The organism is Halomonas stenophila (assembly GCF_014192275.1).
Lineage (GTDB): Bacteria > Pseudomonadota > Gammaproteobacteria > Pseudomonadales > Halomonadaceae > Halomonas > Halomonas stenophila.
Window position 1 is genome coordinate 605,713 of the sequence record NZ_JACHXR010000001.1, and the last position, 18,320, is coordinate 624,032.

The window sequence follows — 18,320 nt, forward strand, 5'->3', positions numbered from 1 at the left end:
GAGCGGGACAGGGCAATCGCAGTTGGGTCTGGCGAGGGGCGCCGGGGACAGGTCGAAGAGGGGGGCCATAGCCCTGCCGAGCGGGACGCGGGCCTTGGCAACCGCTAGCCGTGGTGAAGCTCGTTCCCGCCATCGGAGAACGACGGCGGGGTGTTGGCGCTGACGATCACGCATTCGCGGTCGCCGACGTTGCGAAAGCGGTGGGGCAGGCGCGAGTCGAAGTAGTAGGCGTCGCCGGCCCCCAGCACCGAGACCTCGCCGTTCACGGTGATCTCGATCTCGCCTTCGACCACCACGCCGCCTTCCTCGCCCTCGTGCTCGAGCATCTCGTCGCCGCTGTCGGCGCCCGGCGGGTAGCGCTCGTGCAGCACCGACATGCGCCGGTCCGGCCGACGCGCGGCGACCAGCCGCCAGGACAGCACCCCGTCGCCGATCTCGGTGAGCTCCGAGGCCTTGTAGAAGGGGCGCGGCTGGCTGTGCTCGTCGCCGGCGAAGAAGGCGCTGATCGACACCGGCAGGGCATCGAGGATCTTCTTCAGCGAGCTCACCGAGGGGCTCACGCTGTTTTGCTCGATCAGCGAGATGCTGCTGTTGGTCACCTTGGCGCGCTTGGCCAGCTCCCGCTGCGAGAGGCCACGCTCCTGGCGCAGCTGGCGCAGGCGGGTGCCCACGTCGAATCCTTCATCCATCGTCGATCCTGTCGGCGGCATCGGCCGCGAGCCTGAAGTGAGTGGTCGTGGAATATTCTTGACGGATGATACCGTGTCGCGACGGCCTCGATAAGCCGCGGCTTGATCGGCGTCACGGCGAGGGCGGAGCGTGAGCGGCGGTCATGGCACCCGGCGCGTGGCTAAGGCATCATGAGCGTATGCCTGAGCAATCCACTGGAGTATCGATGATCCACCGAGACGACCTCACCGGGCTGGTGCTGGCCGGGGGTCAGGGGCGCCGCATGGGCGGTCGCGACAAGGGCCTTGAGCCGTTCGCCGGCCGCCCGCTGGTGGCCCATGCCTGCGCCCCCCTGGTCGGGCGGGTGAGCGAAGTGCTGATCAACGCCAACCGCCACCTCGAGGCCTATGCCGAGCAGGGCGACCGGGTGATCCGCGATGCCGAGGACGGCTTCCAGGGCCCGCTGATGGGCATCTACAGCGGCCTTCACGCCGCCCGGACCCCCTGGGTGGTGGTGGTGCCCTGCGACAGCCCGGCGCTGCCCGACGACCTGGTGGCGCGGCTGGTGGCGGGCATCGGCGCGATGGATATCGCCGTGGCCGATGACGGCGAGCGGCTGCACCCGGTGGTGGCGCTGATCCGCCGCGCGCTGGTCGACGACCTGGCCCGGGCCCTGGCCCAGGGCGAGCGCAAGATCGACCGCTGGTACGCCCGGCACGCCTGGTGCCGCGTCGATGTCTCCGACTGCCCCGACGCCTTCGCCAACCTCAACACCCCCGACGAGAAGCAGCGCCTGGAGCGGCTGCACGGCAAGGAGTCTGCGCGCCCATGAGCGATTCGCTACCCGCCTCCCTGACCCTTCGCGACGACCTGCCGCTGCTCGGCATCGCCGCCTGGAGCGGCACCGGCAAGACCACCCTGCTGGAGCGCCTGCTGCCCGCCTTGCGGCGCCGAGGGCTACGCGTGGCGGTGATCAAGCATGCCCACCACGGCTTCGATGTCGACCAGCCGGGCAAGGACAGCCATCGGCTGCGCCAGGCCGGGGCCGCGCCGATGCTGGTGGCCTCCCGGGCGCGCATCGCGATGATGATGGAGACCCCGGGCCGAGACGAGGCGGACCTCGCCGAGCTGGTCGAGATGGTCCGCCCCCAGGCGCCGGACCTGGTGCTGGTGGAGGGCTTCAAGGCCTGGCCGCTGCCCAAGCTCGAGCTGCATCGTCCCGCGGTGGGCAAGCCGCTGCGCGTGGCCGAGGACCCCTGGGTCATGGCGGTGGCCAGCGACGTCGCCGTGCCCCTGCCCGCAGGGGTCGAGGCCCTGGATCTCAACGACCTCGAGGCCCTCGCCGACTGGGTCGCCGCCTGGCCGGCGCGCTGGCCCGAGGCGCGCCACCCGCGCCGGGAGGGCCGCCCGGCATGACGCTCTCCTGCTTCGATCTCGGTGAGCGCATGCTCTCGCCGGCGGAGGCCGACGCCGCCCTGGCCGAGCTGGTGCCGACGCCGCTGGCGGTGGAGCGGGTGGGCCTGGATGCCCTCTACGGCCGGGTGCTGGCCGAGGACGTGATCTCGCCCATCGACGTGCCCCAGAACACCAATGCCGCCATGGACGGCATCGCCCTGGCCTGGCCCGTCGCCGGCTCGCCGCCCGAGACCTGGCGTCGGGTCGGCGAGGTGCTGGCCGGCCGCGCCCATGGCGCGGCGCTGGCGCCCGGCGACTGCGTGGCCATCACCACCGGGGCCCCGCTGCCGCCGGGCGCCGACACCGTGATCATGCGCGAGCAGCTCGAGGCGGCGGGGCAGACCATTCGCGTGCAGCATCCCGAGCGCGTCAGGCGCGGCCAGCACGTGCGCCAGGCCGGCGAGGACATCGCCCGTGGCCAGCGGGCGCTGGCCGCCGGCACCCGGGTCGGCGCCGCGGAGCTCGGCCTGCTGGCCTCCCTGGGGCTGGCCGAGGTGGCGGTCCATCGTCGCCCCCGCGTGGCGGTGTTCTCCACCGGCGACGAGGTCACGCCCCCGGGCGAGGCGCTGCCCCCGGCCGGCATCTTCGATGCCAACCGCTTCAGCCTCGCCGGCCTGCTGCGCGAGCAGGGCGCCGAGCTGCTCGACCTGGGCATCCTCGCCGACGACCGGGCCGCGATGATCGCGGCGCTGCGCGAGGGTGCCGAGCGGGCCGACCTAGTGATCACTACGGGCGGCGTCTCGGTGGGCCAGGCCGACTTCACCCGCCAGGCGCTGGAGGAAGTGGGCCGCCTGGCCTTCTGGCGCATCGCCATCCGCCCGGGGCGGCCGCTGGCCTGCGGCCAGCTCGGCGAGCGGCGAGTGCCCTTCCTCGGCCTGCCGGGCAACCCGGTGGCGGCCATGGTCACCTTCCTGCAGTTCGTGGTGCCCTTGCTGGGCCGGCTGCAGGGCAGGGCGGAGGTGGCCCCGCGGCGACTGACGGCGCTGGCCGAGACGCCCCTGCGCAGCCGCACCGGGCGCACCGACTTCCTGCGCGGGGTCACCCGCTGCGACGAGGCCGGCCGGCTGTGGGTGCGCGACACCGGCGCGCAGGGCTCCGGCATCCTGTCTTCGATGGTGGCCGCCGACTGCCTGATCGAACTCGACGCCCGGCGCGACAGCGTCGAGGCCGGCGAGGCGGTGACCATCCAACCCCTTTTTCGACTGTCTTGAGGCGCAAAACTGATGAGCCTGACCCATCTCAATCCCCGCGGTGAAGCCCATATGGTCGATGTCGGCGACAAGGCGGAGAGCCGCCGCGAGGCGCGGGCATCCGGGGTCATCCATATGCGCCCCGCGACCCTGGCCCTGCTGGCCGATGGCGACCTGCCCAAGGGCGATGTCCTGGCCACGGCGCGTATCGCCGGCATCCAGGCCGCCAAGCGCACCCACGAGCTGATCCCGCTGTGCCATGCCCTGGCGCTGTCCAAGGTGAGCGTCGACTTTCGCCTGGACGAGGCTGCCTCCTGCGTGCATGTCAGCGCCACCTGCCGGCTGACCGGTCGCACGGGGGTCGAGATGGAGGCGCTGACCGCCGTGTCGGTGGCCTGCCTGACCCTCTACGATATGTGCAAGGCCGTGGACAAGGACATGGAGATCGGCAGCATCCACCTGGAGGCCAAGACCGGCGGCAAGTCTGGCGACTATCACCGCGGCCCGGCCGCCCTGGAGCCGGCGCCCATCGTCACCGGCGAGGGCGCCACCGGGGAGGTGTCGCTGGGCGTGCGCTGTGCCATGGGCGAGCCCTGCATCCGCGTCAAGTGCCTGGCCGAGCTCCGCGAGCGGCTCGGCGTGGGCGAGGTCTCGGTGCCCTTCGACGAGCTGGAAAGCGCCGACGTGGCCGGCCTCAAGGCGCTGCTCACCTCCATGGACGCGCGCTTCGCCGGCCTCGACGAGGGCCGGGTGCTGTGCGCGGTCAATCAGGTGATGGCGGGCAACGCCACCCCGCTGACCGCCGAGGACGAGGTGGCCTTCTTTCCACCGGTGACGGGGGGCTAGTGTGATGATTCGTGTGCAGCAGGAGCGCTTCGATGCGGGGCGCGAACAGCAGGCCCTGACCCGGGGCCGCAGCGATATCGGCGCGGTGGTCAGCTTCACCGGGCTGGTGCGCGACTTCAACGAAAGGCCCGAGGTCCAGGCCCTGACCCTGGAGCATTATCCCGGCATGACCGAATCGGCCCTGGCCGAGATCGTCGCCGAGGCCGAGCAGCGCTGGCCGCTCCAGGGCGTGAGGCTGATCCACCGCATCGGCCGCCTGGCCCCGGGGGATCCTATCGTGTTAGTGGTGGTGGCCAGTGCCCATCGGCGTGCGGCCTTCGAGGCCTGCGACTTCATCATGGATTTCCTCAAGACTCGCGCGCCCTTCTGGGAGAAAGAACACACGGCCAGCGGTGCCTACTGGGTGGCCGAACGCGAGGGTGATCATCATGACGCCCGACGCTGGGAGACATCAGAATGAAAGACGAGCTCATCGACGACTTCGGCAGGCGAGTGCGCTACGTGCGCATCTCGGTGACGGATCGCTGCGACTTCCGCTGCGTGTACTGCATGAGCGAGGAGATGACCTTCCTGCCGCGGGCCCAGGTGCTGACCCTCGAGGAGCTCGCGCTGGTGGCCCGGGCCTTCACCGAGATGGGCGTGGAGAAGATCCGCCTGACCGGCGGGGAACCGCTGGTCCGGCGCGACATCGACCGCCTGGTGGACGACATCGGCGCCTTGCCGGGGCTCAAGGACTTCGCCATGACCACCAACGGGGCGAGCCTGCGCAAGTTCGCCCCGCGGCTGCGTGAGGCGGGGCTGAAGCGACTCAACATCAGCATCGATTCCCTGGACGCCGAGCGCTTCCGCCGGCTGACCCGCACCGGCGAGCTGGCCAAGGTCATCGATGGCATTCGCGTGGCCCGCGAGGCCGGCTTCGAGCGCATCAAGCTCAATGCGGTCATCCTCAAGGGCCGCAACGACGACGAGGTGGTGGACCTGGTCGACTTCGCCCGTGGGGAAGGGGTCGATATCAGCTTCATCGAGGAGATGCCCCTGGGCGACGTCTCGGACCACTCCCGGGCCGAGACCTTCTGTTCCAGCGACGAGGTGCAGGACCTCATCGAGCGCCGCCACAGCCTGATTCCCACCACCGAGTCCACGCTCGGGCCCTCGCGTTATTTCCGCATGCCGGACAGCGAGACCCGGGTGGGCTTCATCTCGCCCCACAGCCATAATTTCTGTTCGACCTGCAACCGGGTTCGCGTCACGGTGGAAGGGCGCCTGCTGCTGTGTCTCGGCAACGAGCACTCGGTGGACCTGCGCGCCGTGCTGCGCCGGCACCCCGGGGATATCGATGCCCTCAAGGAGGCCATCGTCAAGGCGATGCCGCTCAAGCCGGAGCGCCACCATTTCACCACCGACGGCGATGTCCAGGTGGTGCGCTTCATGAACATGACCGGCGGTTGATGCCTCCCCACCCGCCGGGGAAGGTGGTTCCTTTCCCGGCGGGTCATGGCTCCGCTGCCCTTCGTTTCCCTCCCGGTTTTTTCCCCTCTTCATTGTTCTTGCCGAGGAATCCCATCCACGACGGCGGGGATTTTTCCGCGACTATTCTTGCCAAATGGGTACCGACGAATATACTTTCGATATGGCCCGGTTGGTCGCAACCGAACGTGAGAATTCCCGATACGGAGGGGGCAATGTCCAACGAATCCCTGGAGCGCATCGCTCGCAACAAGAACGTGGCGCGTGCTGCGGCTCGTCAGCTCAGCATGGAGCAACTCCACAAGCTCGCCGAGGTGATCGGTGAGGTCATCGAGCAGAAAAACGATGAAGAGCGTCGTCGCCAGGAAGAGGAAGCGCTGAAGGCACGCAAGCTGGCCGAGATCCGTGAGCAGATCAATGAAGCCGGCCTCTCCGTCGATGATCTGGTGCCCGAACAGCCGAAACGCAAGCGCGGCCGTCCGCCGAAGAAGGCCGACAACGCCTGAGCCCACGCGGTGACCTCGCGAAGGTCATCGCGAAGCACATCGCATTGAAAGAAAAAAGCTCCCGCCCTTGAGGCGGGAGCCTTTTATTTGTCCGGAGCCGCCGTCAGTCCGAGGGGCTCGAGAGGAGTTCCGCCTCGGCGGCGAGGATCTGCAGGTGGATTTCCGGGACCCGGCGCAGGTGCTCGCCCATCCAGGCCAGCAGTCTCGGGCGCAGGGCGAGGCGCAGGTCGGCAAGGGTGTCGACGCGAATCTCCGCGAGACAGTCGTCCAGCCAGTCGGTGAAGGCGTCCTCGTCGAGGGGCGACGACTGGCTGGTATCGAGCAGCAGGCGGCCGAGGCGCGTCCAGCCGTGGTCGGTGGCGGCCACCGTCAAGGCGAGGTGAAGCTGCCCATGGCGCGAGCGCTCCTCCCCGCCGAGGCCCGGCAGGGGCGCCACCTCGTCCTGGCGGATCATCCGCGGCGACTGGGGATGGCGCGCCTCGAGATGCAGGCCCTCGGCATCCAGGCGGATCAGGTCGCCGTTCTGGGGCGTGAGGGGCGCCTCGATGCCGAGTTCCCGGGCGAGCGCTCGATGGGCATCCTGATGGCGTGGCTCGCCATGCACCGGCAGCAGGCGCCGGGGGCGCACCCAGCCATAGAGGGTCGCCAGTTCGTCCCGGGCGGGATGCCCGGAGGCATGCAGCTCCGGGTGGTTGCCGTCGTCCATCAGGGTGACCCCGAAGCGCCCCAGCGCGGTCTTCAGGCGCTCGATCAGGCGCTCGTTGCCGGGGATGGTCCGGGACGAGAAGATCACGCTGTCGCCGCGCTCCAGCTCGAAGTGGCGATGGTTCCCTCGGGCCAGGCGGGACAGCGCCGCCCGGGGCTCGCCCTGGCTGCCGGTGGCGATCACCAGCACCTCCTCCGGGGGCAGGTAGCCGAGGTCGCAGACCGGCACCAGCGGCGGGAAGTCCTCCAGGTAGCCGAGCCCCCGGGCCACGCCCACCATGCGCTCCATGGAGCGGCCCATCAGGCTCACCCGGCGCCCGCAGCGCTCGGCGGCGCGGCCGATGGCCAGCACCCGGGCCAGGTTGCTGGCGAAGCAGCTGACCACCACCCGGCCCCGGCAGGCGCCGATCGCCGTCTCCAGGGCTCGCGCCACCTCGCCCTCGCTGCGCGAATGCCCGGCCACGAGGGCGTTGGTGGAATCGCCCACCACCAGGTCGACCGGCGCCAGGGCGCGATAGGTCTCGGCGGCCACGGCCGGGCCGATCAGCGGCTCGGGGTCGAGCTTCCAGTCGCCGGTATGCAGCACCCGGTGCTCGCCGGCGGCGAGCAGCAGCGCGCAGCTCTCGGGGATGGAGTGGGTGAGCGGCAGGTAGCGCAGTGTGAAGGGACCCGTCTCCACGGCCTCGCCGGGCTCGATGACCCGGATGGCATCCGGGCGCAGGCCGCGCTCGGCGAACTTCGCGCGCAGCAGGCCGGCCGCCAGGGGCGTGGCATGGATCGGGCAGCCCCACTTCGGCCACAGCCAGGCGGCGGCGCCGATATGGTCCTCGTGGCCATGGGTGATGATCAGCGCCGAGGGCCGGATGCCCAGGGTGGCCAGGGTCGAGAGATCGGGCACCTGCAGCGGGCTGTCCGGCAGGTCCTGGCGGATCATCATGCCGCAGTCCACCGCGATCCAGTCTCCCTCGTGGCCGTAGAGGCTCAGGTTCATGCCGATCTCGCCGCATCCGCCCAGCGGCAGGAAGTGCAGCGGCGGGCGGCGGCGGGGACGAATCTGGACACGGGGTTGGGGCATCAGGGAGGCAGGCGGCCGGGAAATGTGCCTTCACTATACGGGATCGTCGCCCGGGCCCACAACGAACCCCTTATCAAGCGGCTCACGTTATCCGGGTGTTGCAGCCGTTCTGACAGGGCTATCGGAATTGCCTATAGCGAGAGGGCGCCGGGGGCAGGCCGTAGAGGAGGTCCTACGCCAAGGGTGAGGAGCACTGCTCCGAACGGGCTGGCCATGGATGGCCAGCACCGGTCCTGCAAGCGAAGCAGGACGCGAGAGCGCCGCTGGGCGTCGGAAGCGCCCAGGGAGGGGTTCACAGCGCCTCCTCGAAGGCCTGCCGACGGATTAGCCCCGAGCGTTGCTGCTATCACCGATACCCCTGGCCGGGCCGCCTGCGGGTCTGACCCGAGAGCAGGATTTCGCTACAATGCGAACTCCCTCGTCCGCCCAACCGCAACGGTCATCCGATGTCACATTACTATCGACTGGTGGTTTCCTGTCCCGACCGCCTGGGAATCGTCTCCCGGGTGTCGACCTTCATTGCCGGGTATGGGGGCTCCATCACCGAGGCCAGCCAGCACTCCGATCTCGAGTCGGGACGCTTCTTCATGCGCTACGAGATCCTCGCCGATTCGATCGGCATGTCCCATGAGACGCTGCGCGATGCCTTCGCCCCCATCGCCGACGAATTCGCGATGGACTGGGCGCTCAACGACACCAGCCGGCGGCGCCGGGTGGTGCTGATGGTGTCCCGGGAGAGTCACTGCCTGGTGGACCTGCTCTATCGCTGGACCGCCGGCGAGCTCGACTGCGACATCGCCGCGGTGATCTCCAACCATGACGACCTTCGCGCCCTGGTCGAGTGGCACGGCATCGCCTATCACCACGTGCCGGTGGCCCCCGACGACAAGGCGCCGGCCTTCGCCGAGGTGCAGCAACTGGTGGACGAGGCGCGCGCCGACTGCGTGGTGCTGGCGCGCTACATGCAGATCCTGCCGCCGAGCCTCTGCGAGCGCTATGCCGGGCGGGTGATCAATATCCACCACAGCTTCCTGCCGTCCTTCGCCGGCGCCAAGCCCTATCACCAGGCGTACCAGCGGGGCGTGAAACTGATTGGCGCGACCTGTCACTACGTGACCGAGGAGCTCGATGCCGGGCCGATCATCGAGCAGGATATCCATCGGGTCAGCCACTGTCATACGCCCAATGACCTGGTGAGGTTCGGCCGCGACGTGGAGAAGGCCGTGCTGGCCCGCGGCCTGCGCTGGCACCTGGAGGATCGCGTGCTGGTGCACGGCAACAAGACCGTGGTCTTCGCCTGAACCGGAGGCGCGATGTCGTTTTCCGAGCTGGTACTGGCGCCGTGGCTGCTGTGGCTGGGGGCCGCCGTCTCGCTGGCCTTCGTCGGGCTGGCGCTGAGCCGACGCCCCTGGCGGGCGCTGCTCGACGACCATGCGCTGCAGCACCGCTGGCTGGCGGCCACGGTGATGGTCATGCTGCTGTGGCAGCTGCGCGCCCAGGCGGTCGACTGGCTCACCCTGCACCTGATGTTCACCGCCCTGCTGACGCTGATCTTCAAGGCGCCCCTGGCGCTGCTCTCCATCGTCGCGGTGAACCTCGCCATGGTGCTACTGGGGCGGGTCGAGTGGCCGCTGCTGGGCGTCAACGTGCTGGTCACCGGGGTGGTGCCGGCGCTGGTCATCAGCCTGGTCTGGCGCCTGGTGGACCGGCGCCTGCCCGACCACCTGATGGTGTTCCTCTTCGTCGGGTGTTTCTTCGGCTCCGCGCTGGCCACGCTCGCCGCCGGGGGCGCCGCGGTGGGGCTGATGGCCCTCGGCGCGACCGATCCCGGCGCCATGCACCAGGCGCTGGAGTATGCCCGCTTCCTGCCCCTGCTGATGCCCTCGGAGGCCTTCATCACCGGCATGCTGATGAGCATCCTGCTGGTCTATCACCCCGACTGGGTCGCCACCTTCAACGATCACCGCTATATCGATACCAAGTAGGGCCGAGGAGCAACACACCCGTGATGTCGCAGGGCGTCGATCAGGTCGTTCTTATGTGGGCTTTCCGGGCCATGCAATGTGGCTCGTTATGGCATAGTGTGGCCTTTTCGCCGTTGCCCCGAGAGACTTCGTGAACGCCAACGCTACCCCTGTCGCCCGCTCACCGAGGCTGCTGCGTCAGCAGATGCTGCGAGATAACCGCTTCTTCGGTCTTCACCAGCTCTGGTTCGCCGTACTCTTGACCCCTGCCAGCCTGTATCTCATGCGCCTGTTCAGTCCGTTGGAATGGCAGTGGCTACTGGCCCCCGGCTTCCTGGTGGCCTGGCTGCTGGTCGAGCTGCTGTTTCTTCCCCGCCGTCTGGCGATCCGGCGGCTGGCGGTGAAGCAGAGCTATGACGAGATCGTCCGCGAGGCCCTTCATCACGGGGTCGCCTTGCAGGAGGTCCGCGTGATCGATCGTGCGAAAGGATCAACAGGCAGGATCTGAGCCTTCAGATCGGCAGGCTCAGCTGCTGTCGGGCATCTTCCGGCAATAGCCGCACCCCGACCCCCAGCAGGCGCACCGGGCGATGGGCCCGGGCCCAGGCCTGCTCCAGCAGGCTCAGGTAGCTGGCGAGATCGGTCGAAAGCCCTCGGCTCTCCAGCGTGGTCAGGCTGAAGTCATCGAAGCGCACCTTGACGAAGATGCCGGTCAGCGGCGGGTGCCCGTGACGGGCCAGGCGGCCTTCCAGGCGCTCGCACAGCGGGGCCAGGGCCGCCCTTGCGCTCTCCAGGTCGGGCAGGTCGCGGTCGAAGGTGGACTCCACGCTCACCGACTTGCGCTCGCGCTCCACCTTGACCGGCCGCTCGTCGATGCCCCTGGCCAGTTCGTAGAGGCGATGGCCGAACTTGCCGAATTCCTCGAGCAGCCGCTCCAGCGGCACCCGGCGCAGGTCCGCGCAGGTGGCGATGTCCAGCGCCTCCAGCCGCGCCCCGGTAGCCGGCCCCACCCCATGCAGCTTCTTCACCGGCAGGGCCTCGACGAAGCCCTCGACCCGCTCGGGGGAAATCACCGTGAGGCCATCGGGCTTGTCCCAGTCGCTGGCGATCTTGGCCAGGAACTTCGAGGGTGCCACCCCCACCGAGACGGTGATGCCGGTGCGGGCCAGGCACTGCTGCTTGAGCCACTGGGCCATCCAGGTGGCGCTGCCCTGGAAGCCTTCCGCGTCGGTGACATCCAGGAAGGCCTCGTCCAGCGACAAGGGCTCCACCAGGGGCGTGAGCTCATGGAAGATGGCCTGGATCTGCCGCGAGACCTCCCGGTACTTGTCGAAGTCGCCGGGCAGCAGGGTCAGGTGCGGGCAGAGGCGCAGGGCCCGGGCCGTGGGCATGGCGGAGTGGATGCCATAGCGCCGGGCGGGGTAGTTGCAGGTGGCGATGACGCCGCGATGCTCCCGCGAGCGGCCGATGGCGATGGGAATCTCCCTGAGGCTGGGGTCATCGCGCATCTCCACCGCCGCATAGAAGCAGTCGCAGTCGGCATGCAGGATCTTGCGGAGTCTCTGGGTCATGGGAGCAATTACGACTCGCGCATCATCACAAGGCGGATTGCGAAGTAAAACCTGAATTCAAGCAATAAGCGCAGCCGGTTTTAGCCCAGGGCCTGGCCATTGCCGCCGCGAATCACGCCCACGCCGATCCCTTCGATCTCCAGCACCTGGTGGCGCAGGTCCACCTCGATGGGGGCGAAGTCGGGATTCTCGGCCTCGAGGGTCACGGTGTGGCCCTTGCGATGGAAGCGCTTGACGGTCACGTCGTCCTCCAGGCGAGCCACCACGATCTGGCCGTCGCGGACCCGCTCGGTGCGATGAACCGCGAGCAGGTCGCCCTCCAGGATGCCCACGTCCCTCATGGACAGCCCGCGAACGCGCAGCAGGTAATCGGCCCGGGGCGTGAAGTATTCGGGGGGCAACGGGCAATAGCGGTCGATATGCTCGGCGGCCAGGATCGGGCTGCCGGCGGCCACCTCGCCGATGATTGGCAGGCCCTGGGGGGCGTCGTCCTGGGGGGCATCGGGGGCCGCGGCCTCCGGCTCCTGGGCCGGCAGGCGGATGCCCCGGGAGGTGCCGCGGATCATGCGGATGGCGCCCTTGCGCTCCAGGGCCCGCAGGTGCTCCTCGGCGGCGTTGGGCGACTTGAAGCCCAGGGCGCGGGAGATCTCGGCCCGGGTCGGGGGGTAGCCCAACTCGTTCATGGTCTTGACGATGAAGTCGTAGACATTCTGCTGACGCGGGGTGAGGGGGCGAGTCATGCGACCTCCGGGGCGGGACCAGTGGATGGCATCCATGCTGCCAGTCTATTGGGGAAGTATACAGCATGGGTATCCATCCAGTAAAAGGTCAGCTGGCCGTCCCCAAGGCAATCGCAGTTGGATGGCCCTATCTGTCGACGGAGCAACTCCAGGAGCCAGCACGTTTCAAACGCCTGGCCGTGTGCGCATTGAGGCGAGGCCCTTGGCTGTCATACACTCGACATATATTCAAACAAATGTTTCCAACCCGGACGCACCCCATGGCTCAGCCCGATACCGTTACCCGCATCCTCGATACCGCCGAGGTGCTGTTCGCCGAGCGCGGCTTCGCCGAGACCTCGCTGCGTAACATCACCAGCAAGGCCAAGGTCAACCTCGCGGCGGTCAACTACCACTTCGGCTCCAAGAAGTCGCTGATCCAGGCGGTCTTCGCCCGCTACCTCGATCCCTTCACGGCACGCTTCCATACCGCCCTGGACGACCTCGAGGCACGCCACGCGGGGGAGGGCGACGAGATTCCCCTGGAGGAGCTGCTGGAAACCATGGCGCGCACCGTGCTGGAGGTACCGGCGGAGCGCAACAGCCTGAAGGTGTTCATGCGCCTGCTGGGGCTGGCCTACAGCCAGGCCCAGGGGCACCTGCGCCGCTATATCCAGGATGAGTACGGCAGCGTCTTCACCCGCTTCACCGAGCTGGTACGCCGCGCCACGCCCGACCTGCCGGACGCCGAGCGCTTCTGGCGGCTGCACTTCATGCTGGGCACGGTGATCTTCACCCTGTCGGGCCTGGATGCGCTGCGCGATATCGCCGAGAAGGACTACGACGAGCACGTCACGGTGCGCGACCTGGTGCGTCGCCTGCGACCGGTGGTCGTGGCGGGGATGAATGCCCCCCTGCCGGAGCCGCCGGTCGCGGTCCGCCAGGCGAGTTGAAGGGGCCCTGCAGGCGCCGTTGCCGAGGTTCCCTAGATCACGCTACCCAGCTCGAAGATCGGCAGGTACATGGCAACCACCAGGCCGCCGACCAGCACCCCCAGCACCACGATGATGAAGGGTTCGAGCAGCGAGGTGAGGGTGTCGACCATGTTGTCGACCTCCTCCTCGTAGTAGTCCGCCACCCGGTTGAGCATGGCATCCAGCGAGCCGGCCTCCTCGCCTATGCCGACCATCTGCACGGCGAGCGGCGGGAATTGCTCGGTCATGCGCATGGCGAAGTGCAGCTGCTGGCCCGTGGAGACATCCTCGCGCACCTGGTTGACGGCCTTCTCGTAGACCTTGTTGCCGCAAGCGCCGGCGGCGGTATCCAGGGCCTCCACCAGGGGCACACCGGCACCGAAGGTGGTGGCCAGGGTGCGGGAATAGCGGGCCACCGCGGACTTGTCGAGGATGGTGCCGATCACCGGGATGCGCAGCGACAGGGCATGCATGCGGTAGGCGAAGGCCTCCGAGCGCTTGATTCCTGCCCGTATCAGGAAGATAAAGGCGACAGTGCCGCCCAGTCCCCATAGCCAGTAGGCCTGGGCGAACTCGGAGAGCTCGATGGTCATGCGCGTCATGGCCGGCAGCTCGGCACCGAAGCCGTGGAAGACGCTCTCGAACTGGGGCACCACCTTGATCAGCAGCAGGGCGGTGACACCGATGCCCACGGCGATCACTGCGGCGGGATACCAGAGCGCCTTCTTGACTCTGGCCTTCAGCGCCTCGAGTTTTTCCTTGTAGGTGGCCACGCGCTCGAGCATGCGATCGAGCGAGCCCGACTGCTCGCCGGCCTCCACCAGGTTGGAGAACAGGCGATCGAAATGCTGAGGGTGGCGCTTCAGGGCCTCCGAGAAGCTGGCGCCGGCTGCCACGTCGTTCATCAGCTCCTGGACGAGGGCGCACATGGCCGGTTTCTTGAGGCTCTCGGCCACCACCTGGAAGGCCTGGAGCACCGGCACGCCGGCGCGGATCATGGTGGCCATTTGCCGGGCGAACAGCATGATATCGCGGGGCTTGATCTTGCCCATGCCGCCGCCGAGGCCACTCTTGCGGCGGATGTTCTTGATCATGATGTTCTGGCCGACGAGTTCCCTTTCGACCTCGACGCGCCTTGTGGCAATGATTTCGCCACTGACTTTTCGGCCCTGGGGTCCCTTGCCGGTCCACCGCCAGCGGTACAGTTTGAGCTTCTCGGTCTTGCGTAATGTCGCTGTGGCCATGGTCTTGATCCCTGCCTGGTAAGTTATCTGCCTCGGTCTTATGCCGGGCTTTTATGGTTCTGGTGCTGGTCCTGGTTCTAGTCCTTGGTAACGCGATTGACCTCCACCAGGCTGGTCAGCCCCTGCATTACCTTGAGCAGGCCGCTGCGGCGCAGGTCGGGGTGGCCTTCCTCTCGCGCCTGGGTGGCGAAGTCCATCGAGTTGCCCTGCTTCATGATCAGCTGGCTCATGGCAGTGGTGATCGGCACCACCTCATAGATGCCCACGCGCCCCTTGAAGCCCTGGGTGCAGTGCTTGCAGCCCACCGGCTCGAAGATGGTGGCCTGCTCGACCTCCGCCTCACTGAAGCCCTGGTTGAGCAGCGCCTCCCGGGGGATATCGGCCGGCTGCTTGCAGTGGTTGCACAACCGCCGCGCCAGGCGCTGGGCGATGATCAGGCTCACCGAGCTGGCGATATTGAAGGGCGCCACGCCCATGTTGGCCAGGCGGGTCAGCGTCTCGGCGGCGGAGTTGGTATGCACCGTGGATAGTACCAGGTGGCCGGTCTGGGCGGCCTTGACGGCGATCTCGGCGGTCTCCAGGTCGCGGATCTCGCCGACCATCACCACGTCCGGGTCCTGGCGCAGGAAGGCGCGCAGGGCGCTGGCGAAGTCCAGGCCGATCTTGGGCAGCACGTTCACCTGGTTGACCCCGGGCACCTTGATCTCCACCGGGTCCTCGGCGGTGCAGATGTTGCGCTCCACCTCGTTCAGCAGGTTGATGCCCGTATAGAGGGTGACGCTCTTGCCGCTGCCGGTGGGGCCGGTGACCAGGATCATCCCCTGTGGGTGATCCAGCACGTCTTCATAGATCTCGCGCTGCTCGGGGGTGAAGCCGAGTTGCTCGATGCCCAGCTGCGCCGAGGCCGGATCGAGGATCCGCAGCACGACCTTCTCGCCGTAGACGGTGGGCAGCGAGTTGACGCGAAAGTCGATGGAGCGGGTGCTGGAGATCTTCAGCTTGATGCCGCCGTCCTGGGGCAGGCGCCGCTCCGAGATATCGAGGCGCGACATCACCTTGAGGCGGGCGGCGATGCGCGTGCGCATGGCGAAGGGCGGGTGGGCCACGTCGTGCAGCATGCCGTCGATGCGAAAGCGCACCCGATAGCTCGTCTCGTAGGGCTCGAAGTGGATGTCCGAGGCGCCGCGGCGGATGGCGTCCAGCAGGATCTTGTTGACGAACTTGACGATGGGCGCGTCGTCCCCGGCGGCGGCCACGGCCTGCTGCTCGTCGCTGACGTCGGTAACGTCCTCGCCGTAGCTGAGCTCGCCGATGGCATCGTCCACATTGGCCAGGTCGTCGAGCATGCTGTTCTCGCCGCGGGCGAGATAGCCCTCGAGCACCGGGCCGAGCTGATCCACCGGGGCGAGAATCCCCTCGGGCGTCAGGCCGGTGGCGAACTGCAGCTCATCCAGCTGGGCCAGGGTGGAGGGGTAGGGCACCGCCACCGTCAGGCGATGGCCGTGCCGGTTCAGAGGCAGCACCCCCAGCCGCCGCAGGATCTTGTCCGGGTAGTCCGCCGCGGCGGGCAGGCTCTCGAGCCGGATGGCATCCAGGTCGATGATCGGCAGGCCATATTCCCAGGCCGCCGTCAGCGTCGCCTGCCGGGCCGGCACGATGCCGGACTGGATCACATGCTCCAGCAGCGAGATCTCGCCCTCCCGGGCCTCCTGCTCGGCGCGGGCGGCGGCGGCCTCGCTCAGGTAGCCATCGCGCATCAGGCGCCGGCTGAGCCCGCGCAGCCCGCTGCGGTTGGCGGCGCCGGAGAGGGGGGAGCTTGTGGGCTCGGGTACGTGGGGCTGCTCGGGGCCGGGAGGGCGGTAGTCATTCATGTGGTTGTATCGTCTCGCCGCGGGTGCTGATGGCTTTCCTGCTTGATTCTAGCCTGTAAGCATGGCGGGCGCCCAGCAGGGCCGCCGCGGGGCTTTCAACCTTATGCTGATCCTTCCCAGCAAGCGTCCGTGTGAGTCCCGTCAGTCTTGAGGTCACGTAATGTGATATCGTGTCCTTGCAAAGTGGCGAATTGTAAATTAATGTAACGTCAGGGCGGCCTTCTTGCCGCCTGCGGGGGCTCAGGAGAGGCCAGCCATCGAGCGGTATCTCCACCGGGTCCCGAGGCTTGGCAACGAGTCCGCCTGCACCACTATCTGATATCGGCCTGGGCAGGCGGGAAGAGCGAGGGGTGAAGATCATGAAGAAGCAAGGCATGAAGCATTACGTCAAGGCGGGTCAGGGCGGCTTTACCCTGATCGAGCTGATGATCGTGATAGCAATTATCGGTATATTGGCTGCAATAGCTTTGCCAAGGTATCTTGACTATACAAACAGGGCCAAGGCTTCTGAAGTTGTATTGGCAGCAAGTTCCGCTCGTACATGTGTGACAGAGCTTAACCAATCCGATTACGCCAATGCTACATATACATCCTGTAGTACTACGGATGGAACTCAGTATGTATCAAGTGTCAATGTTACGGCTGCAGGGGTTATTACCGCTAATGGTGATATTGATGAAGATGCAACTGACGATACAACTGTAACTTTAACGCCTGATGTTACTTCGCTAGATGGTACAACAACCAGTAATGATGCAACCAATGGGTATATAGATGGTTGGGCATGTACAGGTACTCCGACAGCTTGGATGCCAGGTAGCTGCAGGTAAATAGCTAATCGGGGGCAGACCCCAAGAAAACAATCGGGGACAGACCCCAATTAAAGGAGACGGTCGGCATTTGCCGGCCGTTTTCTTTCCGTTTTAAGCTGATCGCAGAGTGGTCGGTGGAAGTGCTGGCCGGCGCCTGACGCCCCCTGATGATCAACCCACCCAGCCCGCCACCCGGCGGGCTTTCAATGAGGTGGTCAGCCTGACCATGCACTTTGTCTGAGGAAGCGCTATGCCTATCGCGATTGCAGCCGCGCTGGCCCTTGGGCAAGGCGGCCCCGGTGCTGGTGGCGTGCTACATGACCTATCTTCACCCCACGACGGCCGCCTTGCCCTGGCTCTGGGGTGATGGCGGTGATCCATGGGGCGGTGGCGTGGCGGAATGGGCGGCTGGAGATTTGCGTGAACCTCGCGCTCCGGAAGCAGTCACATGAGCGCATAGGCTTTTTCAAGGAGTTACCTCATGGATGTGATCCGCATTCTGTTCGCGATTTTTCTGCCTCCGGTAGGCGTGTTCCTCCAGGTCGGTCTCGGCCTGCATTTCTGGCTCAATATCTTACTGACGCTGCTGGGCTACATTCCCGGCATCGTGCATGCGGTCTGGATCATCGCTCGGCGGTGAGGCGATAGCCGCCAATCGGCGACACGACAGATCCCTGTGAAAGGAGACGGTCGGCATGTGTCGGCCGTCTTCTTGACGTTTCAGTTCTCGCGGCCTCGGGGTTCGCGCCCGGGTTAGCCGGGGAGCGTGCGGCGGCCGAGCCTCTCGGCCGCCTGCTGTTGGAAACGCTCGCTGTCCAGACAAGCTGCTGTGGGGGAGCCGGCGGATCTTCTCGACCATCCGGGGAGCGATCTGATGTCGGAAGCGTTCCCGGTACTGATCGTAGCGCTGCCCGAGGGGCGTCCCGAACGCTTCGATGGTGGGATGTGGCGTGATCAATCGGCCGGCTTCTCCCTGGGCGTTGGTGGAGGCTAGCGCTCGGGCAGGATTCGGGCCGTACTGTCCGTTTTTTCCTACAGCGGAGCATCTGCCGCCGGTCTATGCTTCTCATTTACTCAACATCCACACCTCCACCTGGTGCAGGGTAACCCATGAATGAGATCGTGATGATGCCGGAACCATGCGCCGGCGGATGGATCATGATGTGCCCATGCGGCACGACCGAGATTCGGCAGACATCACTCAAGACCTGGGAGGAGTTTCACGTTACCTCAAAGCGACAACATCGGTATC

Annotated in this window: 19 protein-coding genes; 13 read left to right on the forward strand and 6 right to left on the reverse strand. The window is 67.1% G+C overall.

The genetic code is table 11. From position 1 onward, the window contains the following. Nucleotides 1-104 precede the first annotated feature (104 nt). Nucleotides 105-689: a cupin domain-containing protein gene (locus FHR97_RS02705; protein WP_183382208.1), complete on the reverse strand. Its 585-nt coding sequence runs from the start codon at nt 687-689 to the stop codon at nt 105-107. A gap of 206 nt (nt 690-895) precedes the next feature. Between FHR97_RS02705 and mobA the strand changes: the two genes are divergently transcribed. The 7 genes from mobA (at nt 896) to FHR97_RS02740 (ending at nt 6,133) form a co-directional block, all read left to right on the forward strand. Next, complete coding sequence (gene mobA / locus FHR97_RS02710; protein WP_183382209.1) at nt 896-1,501, forward strand: molybdenum cofactor guanylyltransferase MobA; 606 nt, start codon at nt 896-898, stop codon at nt 1,499-1,501. Continuing rightward, entirely contained in the window at nt 1,498-2,085 is a 588-nt protein-coding gene (gene mobB / locus FHR97_RS02715) for a molybdopterin-guanine dinucleotide biosynthesis protein B (protein ID WP_183382210.1), read from the forward strand. Before mobA ends, mobB begins: the two co-directional genes overlap by 4 nt. Beyond that, nucleotides 2,082-3,335 carry a molybdopterin molybdotransferase MoeA gene (moeA, locus tag FHR97_RS02720; RefSeq protein WP_183382211.1) on the forward strand — a complete coding sequence of 418 codons (1,254 nt, stop codon included), beginning with the start codon at nt 2,082-2,084 and terminating at the stop codon, nt 3,333-3,335. Before mobB ends, moeA begins: the two co-directional genes overlap by 4 nt. A gap of 12 nt (nt 3,336-3,347) precedes the next feature. After that, entirely contained in the window at nt 3,348-4,160 is an 813-nt protein-coding gene (gene moaC, locus FHR97_RS02725; RefSeq protein WP_183382212.1) for a cyclic pyranopterin monophosphate synthase MoaC, read from the forward strand. A 4-nt stretch (nt 4,161-4,164) separates the two neighbouring features. Next, complete coding sequence (moaE, locus tag FHR97_RS02730; protein ID WP_183382213.1) at nt 4,165-4,620, forward strand: molybdopterin synthase catalytic subunit MoaE; 456 nt, start codon at nt 4,165-4,167, stop codon at nt 4,618-4,620. Further along, a complete protein-coding gene (gene moaA, locus FHR97_RS02735; RefSeq protein WP_183382214.1) occupies nt 4,617-5,609 on the forward strand; it encodes a GTP 3',8-cyclase MoaA in 993 nt (330 codons plus the stop codon). Before moaE ends, moaA begins: the two co-directional genes overlap by 4 nt. A gap of 233 nt (nt 5,610-5,842) precedes the next feature. Then, nucleotides 5,843-6,133: an H-NS family histone-like protein gene (locus tag FHR97_RS02740; RefSeq protein WP_183382215.1), complete on the forward strand. Its 291-nt coding sequence runs from the start codon at nt 5,843-5,845 to the stop codon at nt 6,131-6,133. Nucleotides 6,134-6,236: 103 nt separating this feature from the next. On the opposite strand, the gene FHR97_RS02745 is transcribed toward FHR97_RS02740, so the two are convergent. Continuing rightward, entirely contained in the window at nt 6,237-7,829 is a 1,593-nt protein-coding gene (locus tag FHR97_RS02745; protein ID WP_183382489.1) for a ribonuclease J, read from the reverse strand. A 530-nt stretch (nt 7,830-8,359) separates the two neighbouring features. Between FHR97_RS02745 and purU the strand changes: the two genes are divergently transcribed. From purU to FHR97_RS02760, 3 genes are all read left to right on the forward strand, one after another. Then, complete coding sequence (gene purU / locus FHR97_RS02750) at nt 8,360-9,214, forward strand: formyltetrahydrofolate deformylase (RefSeq protein ID WP_183382216.1); 855 nt, start codon at nt 8,360-8,362, stop codon at nt 9,212-9,214. A gap of 12 nt (nt 9,215-9,226) precedes the next feature. Beyond that, on the forward strand, nt 9,227-9,898 hold the full coding sequence (locus FHR97_RS02755) for an energy-coupling factor ABC transporter permease (protein ID WP_183382217.1): 672 nt from the start codon (nt 9,227-9,229) through the stop codon (nt 9,896-9,898). Nucleotides 9,899-10,028: 130 nt separating this feature from the next. Continuing rightward, nucleotides 10,029-10,385 carry a hypothetical protein gene (locus tag FHR97_RS02760; protein ID WP_183382218.1) on the forward strand — a complete coding sequence of 119 codons (357 nt, stop codon included), beginning with the start codon at nt 10,029-10,031 and terminating at the stop codon, nt 10,383-10,385. A gap of 4 nt (nt 10,386-10,389) precedes the next feature. On the opposite strand, the gene dinB is transcribed toward FHR97_RS02760, so the two are convergent. Together dinB and lexA are read right to left on the reverse strand one after the other, a co-directional pair. Next, on the reverse strand, nt 10,390-11,448 hold the full coding sequence (dinB, locus tag FHR97_RS02765) for a DNA polymerase IV (RefSeq protein ID WP_183382219.1): 1,059 nt from the start codon (nt 11,446-11,448) through the stop codon (nt 10,390-10,392). A gap of 80 nt (nt 11,449-11,528) precedes the next feature. Then, nucleotides 11,529-12,188 carry a transcriptional repressor LexA gene (gene lexA, locus FHR97_RS02770; protein WP_183382220.1) on the reverse strand — a complete coding sequence of 220 codons (660 nt, stop codon included), beginning with the start codon at nt 12,186-12,188 and terminating at the stop codon, nt 11,529-11,531. A gap of 260 nt (nt 12,189-12,448) precedes the next feature. Between lexA and FHR97_RS02775 the strand changes: the two genes are divergently transcribed. Next, complete coding sequence (locus tag FHR97_RS02775; protein ID WP_183382221.1) at nt 12,449-13,120, forward strand: TetR/AcrR family transcriptional regulator; 672 nt, start codon at nt 12,449-12,451, stop codon at nt 13,118-13,120. Nucleotides 13,121-13,152: 32 nt separating this feature from the next. Here FHR97_RS02775 and FHR97_RS02780 read toward each other — a convergent pair whose 3' ends face one another. Together FHR97_RS02780 and pilB are read right to left on the reverse strand one after the other, a co-directional pair. Next, the gene (locus tag FHR97_RS02780) at nt 13,153-14,385 is read right to left on the reverse strand and encodes a type II secretion system F family protein (protein ID WP_183382222.1); all 1,233 of its coding nucleotides are present in this window, start codon (nt 14,383-14,385) and stop codon (nt 13,153-13,155) included. Between the two features lie 77 nt (nt 14,386-14,462). Then, complete coding sequence (gene pilB / locus FHR97_RS02785; protein WP_183382223.1) at nt 14,463-16,256, reverse strand: type IV-A pilus assembly ATPase PilB; 1,794 nt, start codon at nt 16,254-16,256, stop codon at nt 14,463-14,465. 359 nt (nt 16,257-16,615) lie between these two features. Here pilB and FHR97_RS02790 point away from each other — a divergent pair, with 359 nt between their 5' ends. Further along, nucleotides 16,616-17,086: a pilin gene (locus FHR97_RS02790; protein ID WP_246403680.1), complete on the forward strand. Its 471-nt coding sequence runs from the start codon at nt 16,616-16,618 to the stop codon at nt 17,084-17,086. A gap of 463 nt (nt 17,087-17,549) precedes the next feature. After that, on the forward strand, nt 17,550-17,708 hold the full coding sequence (locus FHR97_RS02795; RefSeq protein ID WP_183382224.1) for a YqaE/Pmp3 family membrane protein: 159 nt from the start codon (nt 17,550-17,552) through the stop codon (nt 17,706-17,708). The last annotated feature ends 612 nt before the right edge of the window (nt 17,709-18,320 follow it).